Source organism: Mycolicibacterium lutetiense, from assembly GCF_017876775.1.
GTDB classification, from domain to species: domain Bacteria; phylum Actinomycetota; class Actinomycetes; order Mycobacteriales; family Mycobacteriaceae; genus Mycobacterium; species Mycobacterium lutetiense.
In genome coordinates this window covers 1,787,566-1,803,923 of the sequence record NZ_JAGIOP010000001.1, presented here as the reverse complement: position 1 = coordinate 1,803,923, position 16,358 = coordinate 1,787,566, and the positions used below count along the sequence as shown (strand labels likewise).

Here is a 16,358-nt window from a genome sequence, read left to right as displayed (position 1 = left end):
AGCCTCGATCCACTGATGAATTGGGGTAGGTGTGCCTCGCTGGGCTGTTGAGGGCTGGTCCTGGTCGCGGGCAGGGGGTATCTGCTGGTCTGTCCAGCTGTTCCTGTGCGCTCCGGTCGGGCCTTTCGGCATATGGTCAGGTGGTGGCGATTTCTGGTGGGCTGTAGCCGATGGTGTTGCGCCACAACGTGAGCCAGTGCTCTGTCCAGGGCCAGTGCGCTGGTAGGTGCAGGATAGGTTGGCGTTGCGGACGGGCCAGGCGGGCCGGGATAGTGATTATCTTGCGGCGCAGTGTCGCCCCGCGGGCGACCGCGTGGGCACCTCCGGCCAGGACGCCGACGGCGCGCAGCAGGTTGTGGGCGATCGCGGCGCACAGGATCCAGGCCGAGTTCGCGCCGAACCGCCCCGAGGGCATGTGCGCCAAAGGTCCGTCGATGAGGTCGGCGAACACGGTTTCGATGATGGCGTGGCGGCGATGAGTGATGTCAGCGGCGTCGACGGGTTCGTCGGAATTGGTGAAGAACGGGTGGTACCGCCACACCGGAAACAGCGCATCGAGGAACCGCGCGTCTTTGACCCGGCGCACGACCAACCGGGCGGTCACCGGAGTCTTGGTGGAACCGAAGGCTGTGTAGGTGGTTTCGGCGACTTCGGCATCGGAGATCCAGGCGCCGGTGTCGGGGTCACGCACAGCACCGGGATAGTTCACCGGGGTCCACGCGGTCTCGGGAATTGCGTCAATGGCGGCGGCAACTGCTGCGGTCTTGGTCAGCACCAGCGAGAACCGGACACCTGCTCGGTGGCAGGCGGTGACCACGGTGCTATTGCCGTAGGCCGAATCGCCACGCACCAGGATCTGCCCGGTGACCCCGGCAGCACGGGCGGTAGCGGCCGCTTGAGCGATCATGCGGGCTGCGCCCTTGCCGGAGTTGGCCTTGCCCGCCCGCAACCTCGCCCCGGCGATCACCGGCGCACCGTGGTCGGTGCTGATCGTGGTGATCAACGGTGAGAGGCCTTTGCGCAGGATCTGCCTGCCGGCGATCTTGGTGTGTCCGTAGCTGGCGCCCTGCTTGGCGTGCCCGTAGACCGGGCGTAGTAGTGAGTCGATGTCGATGAACGCCCGTCCGTCGGCGCCGGGCAACAGATCGACACGCCCGCACAGCGCGGCCAGGTGTTCGCGCAGGACAGATTCGAGCTGGCGGGCATGCCCGAAGGTGAACTCCCGCAATAAGGTTCCGATCGTCGACGGGGCGTACACACCACCGAAGAGGGTCTTCATCCCACCCGAGCGCACAACGTCTAGGTCATCAATGCTGTCCGCGCCGGCGCACATCCCGGCGATCAGCGTGGTCAGCTTCGGTGACGGATGGGCCGCGGCCGAACGGATCCGCTCACAGGTGAACCGGATCTTGTCGGCCAATAGCTGCGACAGACCGGTCTGGTCGGCCAGGGTCATCACCGGCACCAGCCCGGCGCACGACACGAGATGTGCATCATCGAAGACCGCCGACGACACGGCGAACCTATGGGACACTTGCACCGGAAGCGCCTTTCTGAACGTGGGCTGATCGAAGTGTGGTAACTCCAATCATCCCAGCTCAAAGGGCACTTTCCTTACATCAACACCCTCCGAACAGGCGATTCATCGGTGGATCGAGGGTTAGCCGCCCCGGACTTGACCCGAGACGACCTGATGTGAATTGTGTTGTCCAACAACCGTGTCAGGCCAGCTTGCTCGGCCAGGGCCATCACCGGGACCAGCCCGGCGCACGACACGAGGTTGTCCTCGTCGAACACCGCGGAGTCGGGACCGAACGTGTGGGACACTCGCACTGGAAGTGCCTTTCTTGTGCTGGTCGGATTGTTGCGTAGAGAACACCAATCTTTCCAGCTCAGAGGGCACTTTCCTCATTCCGACACCCCAACAACCAGCCCATTCATCGGTGGATCAAGGCTTAGCGGTGCGTCCAGCGAAACTGCGCGGGACATCATGGCGCGCATCTGAGCGATGCCCATTGGGCTGACACCCATCACAGCCGCGACATCGGCATCGCTAGGCGTCCTACCCAGGTCAGTACCCAGCTGGGAGGTGACCATAAGCAGTTCCCTGCAACGCTCCTGGTCGCTGGAAGACAGCGCGGCGGGGGTTGCCTTGGCGATCGCTCGCTGTTGATGGAGACGCACCCAATGAAGCGCGTACGTGGAGAACTTGAATCCCTGTGTGTAGTCGAATTTTTGAACAGCCCGAATGACGCCGAGCATCCCTTCATGGGTGAGGTCGTCGACTGTCAGCAACGCACTGGCGCCCCTTACCGCCCGCTTACGCGCCCACCACGCGGAGAGACGAACATTCGCGGTCACGAAATGCTCGAATGCTGCTCGACCGTCCGCAGCGACCAATCTCAACTGTGCCGGGGTGTACTGCGAGGCTCCCTTGGCGAGTAGGAACTGTGCGTACAAGCCGGCCTCTATCCGCTTGGCAAGCTCCACTTCTTGCTCCGCGGTCAACAACTCGGGCAGATCCTTGGGAAGATCCGTCTGCTTCACTAAATGCATGGCCGTGCTCACATCTCCCTGAGACGCGACACAATCGCGTGTGGGCCGTAAGTGACGTACCCCTCTCGGACTCCTCCAATGGAGGGATCCTCTACGCGGAGCCGAGCCCCATGCTCGAAGAAGTCTCCCGCCCGAAGCGGCTCAGCGTGGATCTCGGTAGTCCTCATAGCGACCACTGATCCGGCATGCACGGCGTCTCCCCCAGCGGCACAACGATCTCATCCTCGTCGCCACCCGCGTACTCATCGCAGCGCTGATCGCCCTGTTGTTCATCACCTTCGTGGTCTTCGTGATCGCTATCGAGTTCGTCGTCCGAATCACCGAACGACACCACGACGCCGAACGTCGGACGTGGCTTATTCCCCTCTCGGCGGGCGTATTCGTCGGACGCCTCGAAATCAGGCACCGTACGGATATGCTCAATCACCGCGTCCGAGATCTGCTCACCGTCGTGACGAGCGGCGACCGTCAGGCGGCACACCCGCATCTTCTGCGCGTTGTGATCGGCGGGCACCGACACCACATCGGCCGGGTCCACCAACACCACCAGCATCTGCTCGCTGAAATCGCTGGCATAGTTGTAGGTTCCGACATGCAGGCCCACCGAGCACGCCGAGTGCCTGTCTGGGTTGACCAGATCACGGTCCATCCACACCGTCGCACCGACCGGGTACGGAATGTTCCCGGTAATGGTCTCGCTGGTGCCGTCCTGGTGGACCACCGTCACCGCCTCACGACCGGCGTGCGCCGAGAAGCCATCGTTGCGTACCGACTTGTAGCCGACGATCAGCCCGTCGGTGGTCAGCACGAAGCCTCCGGCCTTGAGCCAGCCGAACAGCTGTGAGCGCGATGCGGCCGACGGGTTGCGCTCCAGACGGCGCAGGAACGCCCCCAGTGGTGCCATGTCGGCGGTCTCGCGGGCAAGCCGCAGAGCGGTAGACAGCACTGTCTCGGCCACCGGGTCACCGTGAGTGACCCGGTAGGCGTCGTCGGCGTCGTCGTCGTTGCCGTCCACTACCGACACCGCCTCGGCGACGGCTGCTCTTACGGTGACCCGCACCACCTCCACCAGGCTCTTGACGGTGGCGAAGTCCTGGCCGTGGTCATCAACGAGGTAGGTCCGCACGTTCTGGTAGGCGGGGTCGGCGGAGCCGACCATCACGGTGTCATCGCCTTCGGTGACGATGATGGAGTTGGCGTCGATGAATGCGCGCATGGTGTGTGTTTCCTTGTCTTTCGAAGCTCGATGGGAGATACCGGTCAGGCAGCGTTAGCGGAGGCGTTGTCGGCGGTGGGCAATCGCGGCGGGGTGTGCACGATGTAGTCCACAAACTTCCGGCGGTCGAATTCAGAGACGTTGCTGCGCATGTGGTCCAGCAGCGGGTACGCCTTGTTCAGTGCTGTAGTCAGCTGCCGCACCTCGGCCAGGGCGCCGCTGCCGACCCCCAGGACGGCCGCACGGGCCATTACCGTGGCATGGTCAGCGGACAGCGCCCGGCGTGCAGTCTCGATCTCGGCAAGGCGCACCACCATCTCGCGCAGCGGGTGGCCCGGAGCGATCCGGGCCACCGCATCGGTGGCGAGCGCCAGGCGCATCTTGTCGCCGGTCCAGTAGGGCTGCGCATCCACCGCAGCAGCGATACGTTCGATGTCGGTCCAACCGGCGGACTCGGCGTCGAACCGCGCCCGCGCCCACTGGTGATAGGGCTGCGCCTCGGGGACCGCAGCCAGCAACGGACCCGGTTTGCGCCTACCCAGGTAGACCGCCACTGCCACAATGGAATCCAGTCGGGAATCGTGGCTGTAGTGAGGGTCGCCCTCGATGTACCAGACCGGCAACCCGAGCGCGGCGATCTCCGCGCCGGTCAGCACCTGCCGGGTCTGCGGCCCGCCATCCGTGGCGACCATGCGGGTCTCGTATCCGGACAGCCCGCTGCGCGGTGCGCGCTTAGTCGTCGTGGCCGCCAGCCACTCGGTGAAGCTGTACACGGTGACACCGGGGGTGTCGGCACTGATCGGCCAGACCTGCCCGGTAGCGGTGTCGCCTTCTCCCAGTATCGGAAGATCGATGCGGTCGGTGCCTTCGACGATTGGGACCACCCACCGAGCCTCAGAGTGCGTTTCAGCCATCAGCGTGGCGAAGCTTCGCAGGCCGCGTCGCGCGGGCACATCGGTAACCACCACAACGTCTTTGAGGACGCGCTCGGCCCCCAATGCGGTGAACACCACCTCGCCGGCCTCGGCGATCTTCCAGCGACGCCGGTTGGTCCGGCGCCCCTTTTCCGACCCGAACCGAACACCCGAACCGCCGGGAACCACGGCGTGAAACGGGACCGGCAGCAGATCGGCGCGGGCCACATCGCCCAGGATGCTGGCACGCAGGGTCGCAGCGGCGTGCACGTCGGTCAGGGCCAGGGTCGCCACCTTTTCCTCAAGGTCTCCGTAGACCTGCGCGAACGTCTCGAGCGCGGCGTCCACGGCGCTCAGCGTGCGCTCGGTGGCGACCACTGATTCGCGACTGGGGGTGTGATCGAACGATCCGATGGGCAGTTCGATCACCGCCGCCTGCAACCGTGTGGCTGCGAGGACTCGGTTGACCACCTCTGGAACGGCGTCGAACAGGGTGCCGCCGGACAGCACCGCGACAGTGCGATCCCCCGCGCGCAGGCAGCCGACGGGTCCGATCCAGCGCAGCCCACCCGACAGGCTCGCCACCGGCTTACCGTCCACCAGGACGGCACCTTCGGGGTGGGCCGAGGAGACCTCACGGATGACCGTGTTCCACTTGTCGAGCTGGCCTGCGACTTCCACGGCGACGGTGATCGTGGTGCCGTTGGGCAGGTCACTGGGCGCATCAGCGAGCAGCACCTGATGGGTGAGGTCACGGGCGGCGCGCACCAGGGTGCGGCGACCACCCTTGATGGTGTCCACCAGGAACGACTCGGCCACTGTCAGAGCCGATTTCGCTCCGACACCAAGACCGCCGATCTGGTCGTTGCTGTCGCGCTTGGTCGAGGCAGCGAACGCCAGGAACGTGGCTTCGACCTCGGCTGCGGACATACCGATACCGGCATCGGTGACAATGAGGTTGGGTTCCAGTTCGGTCGGGCTGGTCACCTGCACCGGGGCGGTGCTGCCCGCCACGCGAGTGGCATCGACGGCGTTGGAGACGTACTCGCGCACCACCGCCAGGCGGCGGTCGGCGTAAAGGTTGATGAGAATGTCCATCATGCGCCGCGCCCCCTCGGGGTCCACACGGCTAGCCATCGTCGGTGCCGAAGCAGTGACATCGCCAGTGGTGACCAGTGTCGAAACGGGGGCGGGAAGACGCATCTCAAGCTCCTGAAGGGGTGTCGGTTGATCTCTATTTTAGAGATTACACACAGCCACCGACAAGTTCGCGTTGTGCAATAAAAGCGGTGCTAGTCAGCCACTAGTCAGTCAAGATTCCGTCCTCGACGAGCCACTGAACCAGCCGCGCTGCAACTGTGGGCGCGTGCGGCCACCCCAAGGCGCGCAGATCGTCACTGGGACCGGGCATGCGACGTTCGATGGCCGGCTCCAGCACCGCGATGCACCACATAACCGGATCGGGTACCCACTGCGCGGGACCGAGACCACCCATAAGCGCGGCGTCGAACTGCCGTGCCACGCAGGAGCGGTCGGGCCAGCCGAGATCATCGGCGCTGCGGCCGGCCAGGAACAGCGCCGCTTCGGCTGCGACTCGCGATGCGCTCTCAGACATGGATTCTCCTTGCATTCCAGGCGGGACACCGTGAGCAGGAAACCATTCCCCGGCCGCTCGACCTAGCCACATGCACCGACACACCGGGCCACGGCCCGCCGCCGGCCACGGGCTGCGACTCGCCCGAAGGAAGGGACGTGACAGCCACCAGCCCGAGCACGTCGCGCCGCGTGCTCCTGCCCATGGAGTCACCTGACACCGTGGCGACGCACCTCGCCCCTACGAAAGGAACCGCCCCCGTGCAGATCACCGTGAAATTCACCGACGTCTATGACGGCCAGGAGTATCCGCGCACAGAGACCTTCGACGTGCCAGCTCCGACTGGCGACCTCGACGAGTGGGCCGATGAACATCTGCGCCCACGCACTGGCAGCAATGTCGGTGCCGACGAGTCCGGTTACTTCGCCGAGATCGCCACCTGTTCCGCCGATCCAGGGCTGGTCGGCCGCGAATTTAGCTGGGACGTCTGATGGTCTGGGAACTAACCACCGCCGACCCAAGCGCGGGCGAGCCTGTAGTCACGCGTCACGCCACCTACGACGAGGTGTTCGACCATATTCGCGCCACCTACGATCCCGGCGGCTATTACGCCGACGAGGGCAGCGGGAGTCTGCAGAACTACCTCCACGGCGAGGGATACGAGTTCGACTACCGCGAACTCGACACCTGAACGGACCGCAGGATGTAGTGGATGTTCAGGACGCACCTGTCATCAGTTCAGGTGTGCTCGTGAGGCTGTGGCACGGCGACTGTCGCGTCGATCAGAGCACACGCCGATGCGTACGGGCACATAACGACGCCTGAACGCCGCTCTGAATAGGACCCGGTGTGGCGGCCAGCGCGGCGAGAACGGCGGGATGCAGAGAAGCCCCTTCGGTGATATTCTCTATTTTAGAGATTTACGAAGAGCAGTCACCGACCCTGTCGCGAGACCCGCAGAACCCGAACCGCCTCCACAGCTGCCGCGGTCGATCACCGCTCCAAACGCCGTCAACCAGAACAGACAAGGAATGTCACCCGTGCCCACATCAACGCTAAAGCCCGCACTCCCCGACTGGGCACAAGTTCTCCCACAGCATCTGGCCCCCGGGACTCTGGAGGGTCGAAATGTGATCTTCTACCGCCACATTGACGGGGTGTTCTGGGACTCCGCGTGCCGGATGTGCCAGGGGCGCACCGCTGTCAACGAGCTCATGCCCAATCACCGCCCCTCTCCAGCGTGCCGCTCCGGCGGCCACCACCACTGCACCTGCGACGCCTGCTTCTGAACGGGAAGGGACGAACGATGCGCGTATTCGGACGGGATCTGAAAGAGGGTGACGTGGTTGTTCTCAGCGGCGTGAACTGCCACATCCGGTCCATCCTCGGCGGTGATTCGTACCGGGATCTGTTCACTGACAAGGGCTACCACCTCGTCAAACCCGGTTTCACCTATACGGTGTTGAAGCGCGGCGGCGTCGCGGCGACGGACGCCGAATCCAAGACCTGAGAATTCCGCGCCCAGCTTTCCCGGGGCCGGGCCCACGGCACTGTCGCCCTGCGCCGCTATATTGCGACTCACACGCTGCCTGGAGGTCGGGAGGGGAAATGGCTGGACGTTCGCACCGGTGGGATGCATTCAGCATGCCGTGGATCGCCGAGGCACTCGCAGATTCCGAACGCTGCTACCAGGCCTCGATCGACGAGATCGACACCGTCCCAGACGAGATGAAGAACCACCCCACCAGGCCGTACATGAAGATGTTCGCCGACAACATCGCTGACGCCGAGCTGTACTGGATGAGCCGCACAGCGGCATCCGTTGCAGCCGACCTCGCCAGCCGCGATATGCCGGAGACCACTTTCCAAGAGCTGATCACCACGTCAGATCTGGCACCAGTCGGGCTGATGCTGTGGCCGAAACCGCTCGCAACATTCAGCTGGCGAAGCATTGACATGAAAGACGCGGGCCAATCAACGGTTCCGGTCACCTGGGACGGTATCGCTTGGATCTACGACCAGACCCACATCACCAGCTACCTGCTCTCCCAGATGCGCGATCCACGCAAGCACGGACAGCTCAGCGACATGCGCCCCAAAACATCACCAGGAAAAGTACTCCGCTTCGACCAGCACGAGCTAGCCACAGTGGTCGACCGCGGTTCCGGCGTCCTCGACCTGGTAAGCCCGCTCGACGACCCCGAACTGAATCGATCCGGACCACCCACACTGACCGCCACAGTGCTCTCGCTGCTCGCACTGATCGGCCAGCAGCGCGTTGTCACCCAGAAACGGGTCAACACTGGCCCGGCCAAGAAATCAACCCGCACCACACGCAACGACGTCACGATGCTCGACATTCTGCGCCCACCCGGGGTCAGCGGCGTCAACGGCAACCCAGACAACGACGATCGCGCCTACCGTCGATGGTTCGTACGTGGCCACTACAAGCACCAACCACACGGCCCACACAACAGCCTGCGCAAACTGATCTACGTCTCCCTGCACACCGCCGGCCATCCCGACGCACCCGACCCGACCGGCCCACCGCCGCCACGTGTCTCAGGCGTCTACGGCAAGAAGTTCAAGCGCCGGTAGCACTCCGGCTACAGTTTTCACCCGATCAACTCGCCCGGCCGTACTCGTCGACACGGTTCCCCTGCCGGTCGACAAGCTGATACTCCTGCCACGGTTCCAGCTCTGGGGCGCGGCCGTCACGCAGATGCTCGACAGTGACCGGGATCGGTGTCCGCGGCAGGTCACCGCGGCACTGTCGCAGCCGGATCGCGGTACGAACGCTCTTGTCCGACACCAGGAACCCGCCATGGTTGACGGGGAAGTCGCGCTGTACCCATGCCCCGCCCTCGATGCGGCACCAACGCTGCTTGGCCGCCTCGATCGCCAACAGCGCTCCCCGTTCGATCATGCGCAGCACGGTTCGTTCACTGACACCGAGGTGGTTGGCCGTCTCATTGACAGTCTGGTTGTAGCCACCGAACCGCCTGTGCTTGATCGTTCGATACGGCCGGGCCGTCTGCCGGTAGCGCACCAAACCGGGGCCGTAAACCTCGCTTTCATGCAATCGATGGTTCCCCGACCCGAAGCGCACCGCGTGCAAGGTTCCGATCCTGGCCAGATAGCGAACCTCAGATGCGGGTCGCTCGACAATCTGGGCGGCCTGGTCAAAAGTGAGGTATTCCGCGGTGACGCTGCGCCGTTGACGCGGATCACCGATCCGCAGCTTCGGGCACATCCGCGCCACCTTGGCACTGAACACCCCTGCCGCAACCAGATCGACGGTGCGGATCCGAAGATCGCGGCCACGGCGCTGGGCCGGCAGCAGCCCTTCGGCGACAAGCGCCTCGATGACATTCGGTCGGGTGCCGGCGAACGTAGCTGCGCTGGAACGCGTGTGCAGCGCCAATGCGGGGTCGATGTCGGGTTGGCTCCACTTCAGCCACGCCAGGAAGTTCTCCACGTGCGCATCGGTCAGGTTCGCACCCCGTTCAGCAGCGGCGCGGCGGCGGTCGCGAGCCTCGGCGGCGCGTGCCGGTTTGGCGGCCTGGGCGGCAACGAGCGCATCCACCTCGTGGCGCCGCAACCACAGCTTGGATCCGGAGGTGACTATTTCAAGCTTGCCAGCAGCGGCACGGCGGCGCAGGGTGCGTACGGTGACACCGATCTTGTCGGCGGCCATCGCGATCGGCACCAGCAGTGGGTCTTTCATCAAGCCGCCGGGCGGAAGGCCCCGAGATTTGCGGATCTTGTCGCTGCGCAGCTGGAGCACAGCGAACAAGTCGTCTTGGCAGACTCGCGTCGTCCCCGCAATGGTCCAGGTGACGGCCCCTCCGCGCTGCAACGCCTTGCGGGTCCCCGAGGCGCTGATCCCCATCATCGAGGCAGCATCGGCAATCGTGAAACACTGCAGCCCCGATACCCGGTCGCGGATCATCCTGTTTTTGCGCCGAAGCAGGTCGGGAGCGACACCATCGGTCCGGCGGCGGTTCTCGGCGATCGCCGCGCGCACTTCGGCGTCGATGCGATAAGCCTCCTCGAAATAGATGCGCCGCAGCGAGGATTTCTCGTAAGGAATCCCCCACACCATCAGGATGTCTTCGGGGACCAGCGCCCGTTCACGCCGACCCATACAGCGCCACATCAAATTGCGCGGCTTCATATCCGGGTTGGCCTTGGCAAACCTGCGCCACCACCGCCACATCGTTTGCGGGTGCACCCGCAAGATGCGGGCCACCTCCTCGGCTGGCACACCGCGGTCGAGCGCTCCGCGAGGTCGGTCTGTGGCCCAGCCGCAGCCCATCTCTGGAGGCAGGCCTGCCTCCAAGATGTTGCCCATCGCCCACACGTAATCCGATCTGATACGGATCGTTCCGAACATCCGCAGCGCAGGCAGTCCACCGCCCCGGGCCATTCGGCGGACCCGAGCCATCCCCAGTCCCAGCTCTGCTGCTGTCTCGGCGAGGGTCAGCATGCGGACCGGTTGGTTGTAGCTCGATGGGTAGAAGCCGCGGTCCGGGTTTGGCGTGCCCAGCAATGCGTCGATCTCACCGGCGCGGTCGGCCGGCAGCGGTTCGGCATCGAGGTCGCGTCCCGGGTAGAGCAGCCCGGTGACCAGTTCCCGGTCGTCTACTGACGGCGGTGCGGGCACCTCGATCCGCGTCTGCTGCTCTTGCTGCTCGTCGTAGGCCGCCATCGCCGTCATGGACTGCAGCATCATCTGGCGCTCTTCGGGGGTCAGGCCTTCGCACGCGGAACGGAGCCACTCGGGCAGCTCGTCGAAGTCGCACTGGGTGTAGTCCGCGGCCATGGGCGCCAACGTAATGGCCACACGCGGATGCGCTTTCCCACGACGCGGGGCACGCCGAGCAGCCGACAAAATCACGACACGCCCGACCAGATTTTCGACAGACCGGGTCCCGTATCCGGTTCCCGTGTCCGGCTGGATTTGTCGGATGCGAATTGTCCCGGTCGCGCTGAACCTCCCCGTAGTTCCATGTTAATTTCCCATTTGACCTGCGGTAACTGTCACCGATCCGGTTACTTCACTGCCCAACTGGGCAAACACGCAACTGTCGTGGGAATAGGGGGTGCCTCCGACAGCGGATATTCTCTGTTTCAGAGAGAATGCAGGTAAAGATACGTATCTAGAACAACTAACTAATGAGCTTTCACCTATAGACCCTGTTGCCTTCTGTCACGCCGAGCTGTCCGAGGCACCCCCCATTGCCACGACAGCTACGCATTGCTGCAGGTGAACCGAAAAGTCACCGATTTACTGACAGTTACCGCAGGTCAAATGGGAAATTTTCGCCGAAACTCGGGGAGGTCCAGCTAGCGGCGAACCGCAGCGAAGACGAACACCCGAGTAGGCGTTCGAGCATTGGAACTGGTCGTGCTGGCATGCACTTGCGCCTCATGAACGAGCACTAGCTGTATGAGGCCATGACGTTGGTGACGCCTTTCTGGAGCCGGGTCACTGGCGGCTGATTTCGGGCCGTGCTGTGTGGCCGGTGATAGTTGTAGTGGATGTTCCACACGCCGAGGGCCTCCGACCGCTGTTGTTCAGAGCGCCATTCACGGGCGTAGAGGAACTCTTCAGCAAGGATCCGGTTGTAGCGCTCGACCTTTCCGTTGTGCCGTGGGGTGTACGGCGTGATTCGCTGGTGCCGTGCCCCCAGGAGTGCCTTGGCGAAGTCCTTGGCGCGGTAGCAGGCGCCGTTGTCTGTGACGATCCGCTGGATATGGGTGATTCCGTGCGCGTCGAAGAAGGCTCGCGCTCGGTGCATGAACCCAATTGCTGTGGCTGCCTTCTCGTCGGTGAGTGCTTCGGTGTAGGCGAGGCGTGAGAATCCGTCGATTGCTGAGTGCAGGTAGACGTAACCGCCACGGGCTCCGGCGGTCTTGGCCCGTTCGACTGCCCTCGCTTGTGCTGATCCTTTGCCGTGAGTGCGCCAGCCGCCCCCGTCCGGGATCCGACCCACCTTCTTGACGTCGACGTGCACCATGTGTCCGGGTCTGTAAGCGACGATCGTGCGAGGGACCCGGTTGGATTCGCCACTCGGATCGATGAATTTGCGGCGGTTGAGCCCAAGGTCGTGCAGATGGCGAGTGACGGTGCGGCGGCTGATCTTGATGCCCTCACGTGCGAGTTCGAACGCGATCCTTGTGGCGGGCCATTTGCGTTCTCGCCGCAGGACCTCGATCCGGGCGATCACCTCGATATCTGTAGCCGTCGGCTGATGGTGAGGGGTGCTGGAGCGGTCCTGGAGACCGAGGTCACCGTGTCGGCGATACCGGTTCACCCATTTGCTGGCGCAGGCTCGGGAGATACCCATTTCGGCAGCGACATGAGCAATGGGACGATGCTGACAACGCGCGACGAGCCTCCGGCGCCCTTCCACGGAAAGCGGTGAGTTTTGGTGGGTCACAGTGCGGCTCCCTTACCGGTCTGTGCGGCGCGCATGCTGTCTCGGTGATCGTCGAGCGACGCCATCGTGTGACCGTGTCCGTCGGCGAGCACGAGTGGGACCTGATCGAGTGAACCGACGAACAGTGTGGTCGGGGTCAGTGGTTCGACGATCGTCCGTGTGGTCTCGACAATGCCGCGGCCTTCGAAGCTGATCCAGCGGGCACGCGTCCGTTTGATGGCTTCGACTGTCGCGGCGCGATCGTCAGGACTCAGATAACCCAGCGTGGCGGAGTGAACAACAACAGGCGTGGTGCCGGAGGGTGCCTCGGCCACGAGTGCCTCGATCTGGGCTGAGTCCCTGACATCGCCTCGAGTGATGCGCACATCTGCTTGTGCTGCGAGACGCAGAGCGGTCTCAAGCCGTTGGCGTCGCTGCTCGTGTTCGGGCCAGGTAAGGGCAGTCAGCCACGCACGCGTGTCGGAGTCTGCCGGATCGAGCGGGTTGAGGTCGATGCCGGCTCTCCATTCGATCTGCGGCGGCGTGAGCGTCGGTGGCAGGTGTCCTGCCGTGACGTCGCACTCGATCAGCAGGTCGCTACGTCCTGCCGACGGAACGACCACCGTTCCGTCGGAGTAGTGGTAGCTGTATAGATCGGGAATCATGCAGAGTCCGGCCGAGGCTCCGAGCTCGATCAGCGCAATCGGCCCACCGATATGGTGCAGCAGCGGCAGGAGAATGGCGCATCTCGCCGCTTCGTTCGTCTGGGTTGATCGCAGCAGGATGGTCTGCTCGACATCGCGCCAAATCTCGAGTAGCCCGTGGCGCAAGGAGGTTTCGTCGCCTGGTGTGGCACCGTGCCAGCGGAGGGCCGCGAACACCAGGTTCGGCTGCTGCTTGTATGAAGGAAGAGTTGCCAGACGTCCCTGAAGGATCGGGTCATCGGCGACGACGTGGGCCCATGCTTCCAACGTTGGCGAACTGCCGTGAGCCTGCTGTTTGGCGAACTGTCGATACCGCCTACCAATCTGAGTGTGCTCGTCCATCTCTTCAGACTCGGGCCGTCCCGATCAGGGCCTGGCATTGACTCAATCAACGTGTCCACCTCGCGACCGTCAAGGGTGGCTCGTGAGTGCTCGCATACGTAACCGAAGCCGGTGTGGATACTCCTCGATTGCATGTGCTGCGAGGCCAATCGTTCGAGCGAGGGTGAACAGCACCTCACCGCAATCGGGATCCGCATCGACCGCCACGGTCAGTGCCGCCAACGCCAGGTCGACGTTGGGATACCGGCTCTGCCTCCTCGCCACTTCAATACACAGTCCTTCGACACGCCGGACAAGTTCGGCATCGAGCTGGGCGACTTCGGTGATCAGCAGCTCGTATCGAGGGTCCGGGCCGACGTACACGCGATGCCCGAACCCCGGCAATGGATTGCCCCAGTCCAGCATTGTTCCGTCCAGCCAACGGCGCAGTACATCGACCGCCAACTGGATTGCCCCAGCTTGGCGTGGACCGCTCATGGCGCACTGGCCGGCGAGAATCGCCATCCAAGGGTCGGCCTGGACACTGGCTGCCGTACGCGTGGCCAGAGTCGACGCGGTGAGTTCGTGGTCAATCAGCAACGTGAGCGCCACGTTGAAACAGCGGACGAGGGCCGGTGTGGTCGCTGACCGCGCGAACGCGCTGCTGAGCCGAGTTGCGACCGATCCGGATTCCAAGGTGAGTCCGGTGATCGCGACGCAGCCAGCTTCGACGGCTGTCATGGCCACCGACACGCAATGCATGGCGCTGGTGCTGCCACGGTCGGGATCGGTCGCTGCGACCGTAAGCACAGCTGCGCGGATAGCATCACTGCGGCGACCTGCCGTTTTCACCGGCAGAGCGTCCGACGATTCGGGAATCAGTGCAGGCTGCGGCTGGTACCCATCGGTTTGAAGTACCAGTGCTGCCGCGTCCTCGAACGACCCACGATCGACAAGACCGGCAATGGAATGACCGCGAAAGGCCAGCCGTCCCTCGGGATCCAGTGCGGAAACATCGGACTCGATCAGCACAGTGAGGACTCCGGCGCGGGCACGCGACCGCTCGGCGGCGAGCGCCACAATGTGCGATCGGTCGAATCTTGATACCCGGCGCCCATCGGGGTCATGGGCCACGTCCCGTGGAACAAGCCCTCGCGACACATACGCGTAGAGCGTCTGCTTCCGGACGCCGAGGGCGGCCGATGCTTCGTCTGCCGTCATCCAGTGACCATCGATGCTCATCCTGAGATCGTCCACCAGAAGGAACGAGTAGATCTATCTGCAACCGTGTATGCGAAGCGGTCGAGGTCCTACACCCAGGCGTCTACAACGTCATGACCCGCAACAACTAGCGGAACCTTGGTGCAGTGGCGGTCCAGAGCCCGGTCTGCGCATCCTGGATGGTGGATGGATCAGTAATCGCACCGGCCCGGACGGTGGCGAAACCGCCCCGTCCGGTGGCGTGGCCCGCCGGCGCCCGGATCAGGTCAGCTCACGAGCAGCTGCGCTGAGTCCCATGGTGTGGCTTCGGTGGCCGCCTCGACCAGATTGCCGTCGGCGTCGAAGCCTACGAACAGGGTTCCGATCTTGCCGCTGGAGCTGGCGGTCACCGTCGCCCGCCCGCCCGTGCGAGCGCTGACCAGCGACGGGGAGCTGTCGTCGAGGATCATGAAATCTGTCCCGGCGAACCGGACCCGCTTGGCCACCAGCGACGCTGGCGCCACGCCTTCACGCTCTTCGCGCTGCACGTCCGACCAGATCTTTCGGAGACCGACGACGATTGCGGCCGCTCCCCCAAACACGAGCCAGGTCGGGCCGCCTTCAGAAAAGTAGAAGGCCACCGCGAGCAGACCAACGCTTGTGAAGAGTGCACCGCCGGGGTCGTGCTGTTTCATGGTCCGCTCCTTTCGTCAGATCCGTTCGGATGTGCAAGTGTTGCCTGCTGCGAGCAAATCTAACGCGGCAAGCGCAAATCATTCTCGCGTTGGCTGTCACGTCCTTCTTCCTGCTGGAGATCTTGATCGCCTCGGCCATTTTGGAAGACGGCTGACGCGCGACTAAAGAGTGTCGAGCAACGCCACGGAAGACCGGGCCCGGCTGCCCGATTAGGATGCGGTCATGATCTGGACGCTTCACGCCAGCACCAACAAATGCCTGTACAAGGCCAGGATTCATGGCGTCGCAGATATTGAAGACACCATCCGCGCGCAACGACTCGAGACCATTACAAGTCCCGGCGGGAGCCTAGTTTTCTGGTTCTCGCCATATAGGACCATCCAGGTGCTGAATCATGTTGGCGTCGAGATGCTGCTCGCGGCGTCGGATTTCACAGCTCGCGATGTTCCGTTGCTGTATGGCGGCGTTGTTGTTTCCGGTCGCGACGCGGCTGGCAGACTGGCAAGTCTGACTGATGAGCAGATGCGCTGGTTAATAAACGTGGAGCCCGGACGTCGCGAGGATTGGGTTTTGTCCCGGCGTTTCGCCCGGGCGGAGAAGGAGCTGCGCCGCCGGTCCCGCTCTGAGCATGCGGCATTGGAGGCTTCGCTGTGGGAGAAGTTCTTGCCGCCATCCGACTGAATCCGGCCGACGTAGCTATCACTTAGGACGCACCACTAATCACGGCTTCAG

Annotated in this window: 15 protein-coding genes and 1 pseudogene; 5 read left to right on the top strand and 11 right to left on the bottom strand. The window is 63.8% G+C overall.

The annotated features are described in order from the left end of the window. Positions 1 to 136 precede the first annotated feature (136 nt). The 6 genes and pseudogenes from JOF57_RS08690 to JOF57_RS08670 form a co-directional block, all read right to left on the bottom strand. Complete coding sequence (locus JOF57_RS08690) at positions 137 to 1,540, bottom strand: IS1380 family transposase (protein ID WP_065204061.1); 1,404 nt, start codon at positions 1,538 to 1,540, stop codon at positions 137 to 139. 116 nt (positions 1,541 to 1,656) lie between these two features. After that, positions 1,657 to 1,833 (bottom strand): annotated as a pseudogene (locus JOF57_RS30845) (IS1380 family transposase); the annotation flags it as partial. A gap of 75 nt (positions 1,834 to 1,908) precedes the next feature. Next, positions 1,909 to 2,568 (bottom strand): sigma-70 family RNA polymerase sigma factor, encoded by a 660-nt coding sequence (locus JOF57_RS08685; protein WP_209915601.1) that lies wholly within the window; start codon positions 2,566 to 2,568, stop codon positions 1,909 to 1,911. A gap of 151 nt (positions 2,569 to 2,719) precedes the next feature. Then, entirely contained in the window at positions 2,720 to 3,772 is a 1,053-nt protein-coding gene (locus JOF57_RS08680) for a hypothetical protein (RefSeq protein ID WP_019346800.1), read from the bottom strand. 44 nt (positions 3,773 to 3,816) lie between these two features. Further along, positions 3,817 to 5,823: an ATP-binding protein gene (locus tag JOF57_RS08675; RefSeq protein WP_043369580.1), complete on the bottom strand. Its 2,007-nt coding sequence runs from the start codon at positions 5,821 to 5,823 to the stop codon at positions 3,817 to 3,819. Between the two features lie 166 nt (positions 5,824 to 5,989). Next, on the bottom strand, positions 5,990 to 6,301 hold the full coding sequence (locus JOF57_RS08670; RefSeq protein ID WP_131823432.1) for a hypothetical protein: 312 nt from the start codon (positions 6,299 to 6,301) through the stop codon (positions 5,990 to 5,992). A gap of 239 nt (positions 6,302 to 6,540) precedes the next feature. On the opposite strand from JOF57_RS08670, the gene JOF57_RS08665 reads away from it, so the two are divergent. The 4 genes from JOF57_RS08665 (at position 6,541) to JOF57_RS08650 (ending at position 8,878) form a co-directional block, all read left to right on the top strand. After that, on the top strand, positions 6,541 to 6,771 hold the full coding sequence (locus JOF57_RS08665; RefSeq protein WP_019346797.1) for a hypothetical protein: 231 nt from the start codon (positions 6,541 to 6,543) through the stop codon (positions 6,769 to 6,771). After that, the gene (locus tag JOF57_RS08660; RefSeq protein WP_019346796.1) at positions 6,771 to 6,971 is read left to right on the top strand and encodes a hypothetical protein; all 201 of its coding nucleotides are present in this window, start codon (positions 6,771 to 6,773) and stop codon (positions 6,969 to 6,971) included. Before JOF57_RS08665 ends, JOF57_RS08660 begins: the two co-directional genes overlap by 1 nt. 615 nt (positions 6,972 to 7,586) lie before the next feature. Continuing rightward, the gene (locus JOF57_RS08655; protein ID WP_070946519.1) at positions 7,587 to 7,790 is read left to right on the top strand and encodes a hypothetical protein; all 204 of its coding nucleotides are present in this window, start codon (positions 7,587 to 7,589) and stop codon (positions 7,788 to 7,790) included. Between the two features lie 98 nt (positions 7,791 to 7,888). Next, complete coding sequence (locus tag JOF57_RS08650; RefSeq protein WP_131823431.1) at positions 7,889 to 8,878, top strand: hypothetical protein; 990 nt, start codon at positions 7,889 to 7,891, stop codon at positions 8,876 to 8,878. Positions 8,879 to 8,903: 25 nt separating this feature from the next. On the opposite strand, the gene JOF57_RS08645 is transcribed toward JOF57_RS08650, so the two are convergent. The 5 genes from JOF57_RS08645 to JOF57_RS08625 form a co-directional block, all read right to left on the bottom strand. Then, complete coding sequence (locus tag JOF57_RS08645) at positions 8,904 to 11,105, bottom strand: helix-turn-helix domain-containing protein (RefSeq protein WP_019348874.1); 2,202 nt, start codon at positions 11,103 to 11,105, stop codon at positions 8,904 to 8,906. A 619-nt stretch (positions 11,106 to 11,724) separates the two neighbouring features. After that, positions 11,725 to 12,726 carry an IS481 family transposase gene (locus tag JOF57_RS08640; RefSeq protein ID WP_050979143.1) on the bottom strand — a complete coding sequence of 334 codons (1,002 nt, stop codon included), beginning with the start codon at positions 12,724 to 12,726 and terminating at the stop codon, positions 11,725 to 11,727. After that, positions 12,723 to 13,751, bottom strand: a complete 1,029-nt coding sequence (locus JOF57_RS08635; RefSeq protein WP_019345529.1) for a DUF2332 domain-containing protein — start codon at positions 13,749 to 13,751, stop codon at positions 12,723 to 12,725. The genes JOF57_RS08640 and JOF57_RS08635 overlap by 4 nt, the downstream gene beginning before the upstream one ends. A 69-nt stretch (positions 13,752 to 13,820) precedes the next feature. Next, positions 13,821 to 14,972, bottom strand: coding sequence for a citrate/2-methylcitrate synthase (locus tag JOF57_RS08630; RefSeq protein ID WP_204161223.1), 1,152 nt, complete (start codon positions 14,970 to 14,972; stop codon positions 13,821 to 13,823). Positions 14,973 to 15,217: 245 nt separating this feature from the next. After that, entirely contained in the window at positions 15,218 to 15,625 is a 408-nt protein-coding gene (locus JOF57_RS08625; RefSeq protein WP_019345527.1) for a hypothetical protein, read from the bottom strand. Between the two features lie 223 nt (positions 15,626 to 15,848). Between JOF57_RS08625 and JOF57_RS08620 the strand changes: the two genes are divergently transcribed. Continuing rightward, positions 15,849 to 16,307 (top strand): hypothetical protein, encoded by a 459-nt coding sequence (locus JOF57_RS08620; RefSeq protein WP_019345525.1) that lies wholly within the window; start codon positions 15,849 to 15,851, stop codon positions 16,305 to 16,307. The last annotated feature ends 51 nt before the right edge of the window (positions 16,308 to 16,358 follow it).

Excerpts from the sequence above, each read along its gene's own strand:
- JOF57_RS08620 (WP_019345525.1), top strand. The coding sequence starts at position 15,849 with ATGATCTGGACGCTTCACGCCAGCACCAACAAATGCCTGTACAAGGCC.
- JOF57_RS08625 (WP_019345527.1), bottom strand. The coding sequence starts at position 15,625 with ATGAAACAGCACGACCCCGGCGGTGCACTCTTCACAAGCGTTGGTCTG.
- JOF57_RS08675 (WP_043369580.1), bottom strand. The coding sequence starts at position 5,823 with ATGGCTAGCCGTGTGGACCCCGAGGGGGCGCGGCGCATGATGGACATT.
- JOF57_RS08630 (WP_204161223.1), bottom strand. The coding sequence starts at position 14,972 with ATGAGCATCGATGGTCACTGGATGACGGCAGACGAAGCATCGGCCGCC.
- JOF57_RS08660 (WP_019346796.1), top strand. The coding sequence starts at position 6,771 with ATGGTCTGGGAACTAACCACCGCCGACCCAAGCGCGGGCGAGCCTGTA.
- JOF57_RS08680 (WP_019346800.1), bottom strand. The coding sequence starts at position 3,772 with ATGCGCGCATTCATCGACGCCAACTCCATCATCGTCACCGAAGGCGAT.
- JOF57_RS08645 (WP_019348874.1), bottom strand. The coding sequence starts at position 11,105 with ATGGCCGCGGACTACACCCAGTGCGACTTCGACGAGCTGCCCGAGTGG.
- JOF57_RS08670 (WP_131823432.1), bottom strand. The coding sequence starts at position 6,301 with ATGTCTGAGAGCGCATCGCGAGTCGCAGCCGAAGCGGCGCTGTTCCTG.
- JOF57_RS08655 (WP_070946519.1), top strand. The coding sequence starts at position 7,587 with ATGCGCGTATTCGGACGGGATCTGAAAGAGGGTGACGTGGTTGTTCTC.
- JOF57_RS08650 (WP_131823431.1), top strand. The coding sequence starts at position 7,889 with ATGGCTGGACGTTCGCACCGGTGGGATGCATTCAGCATGCCGTGGATC.
- JOF57_RS08635 (WP_019345529.1), bottom strand. The coding sequence starts at position 13,751 with ATGGACGAGCACACTCAGATTGGTAGGCGGTATCGACAGTTCGCCAAA.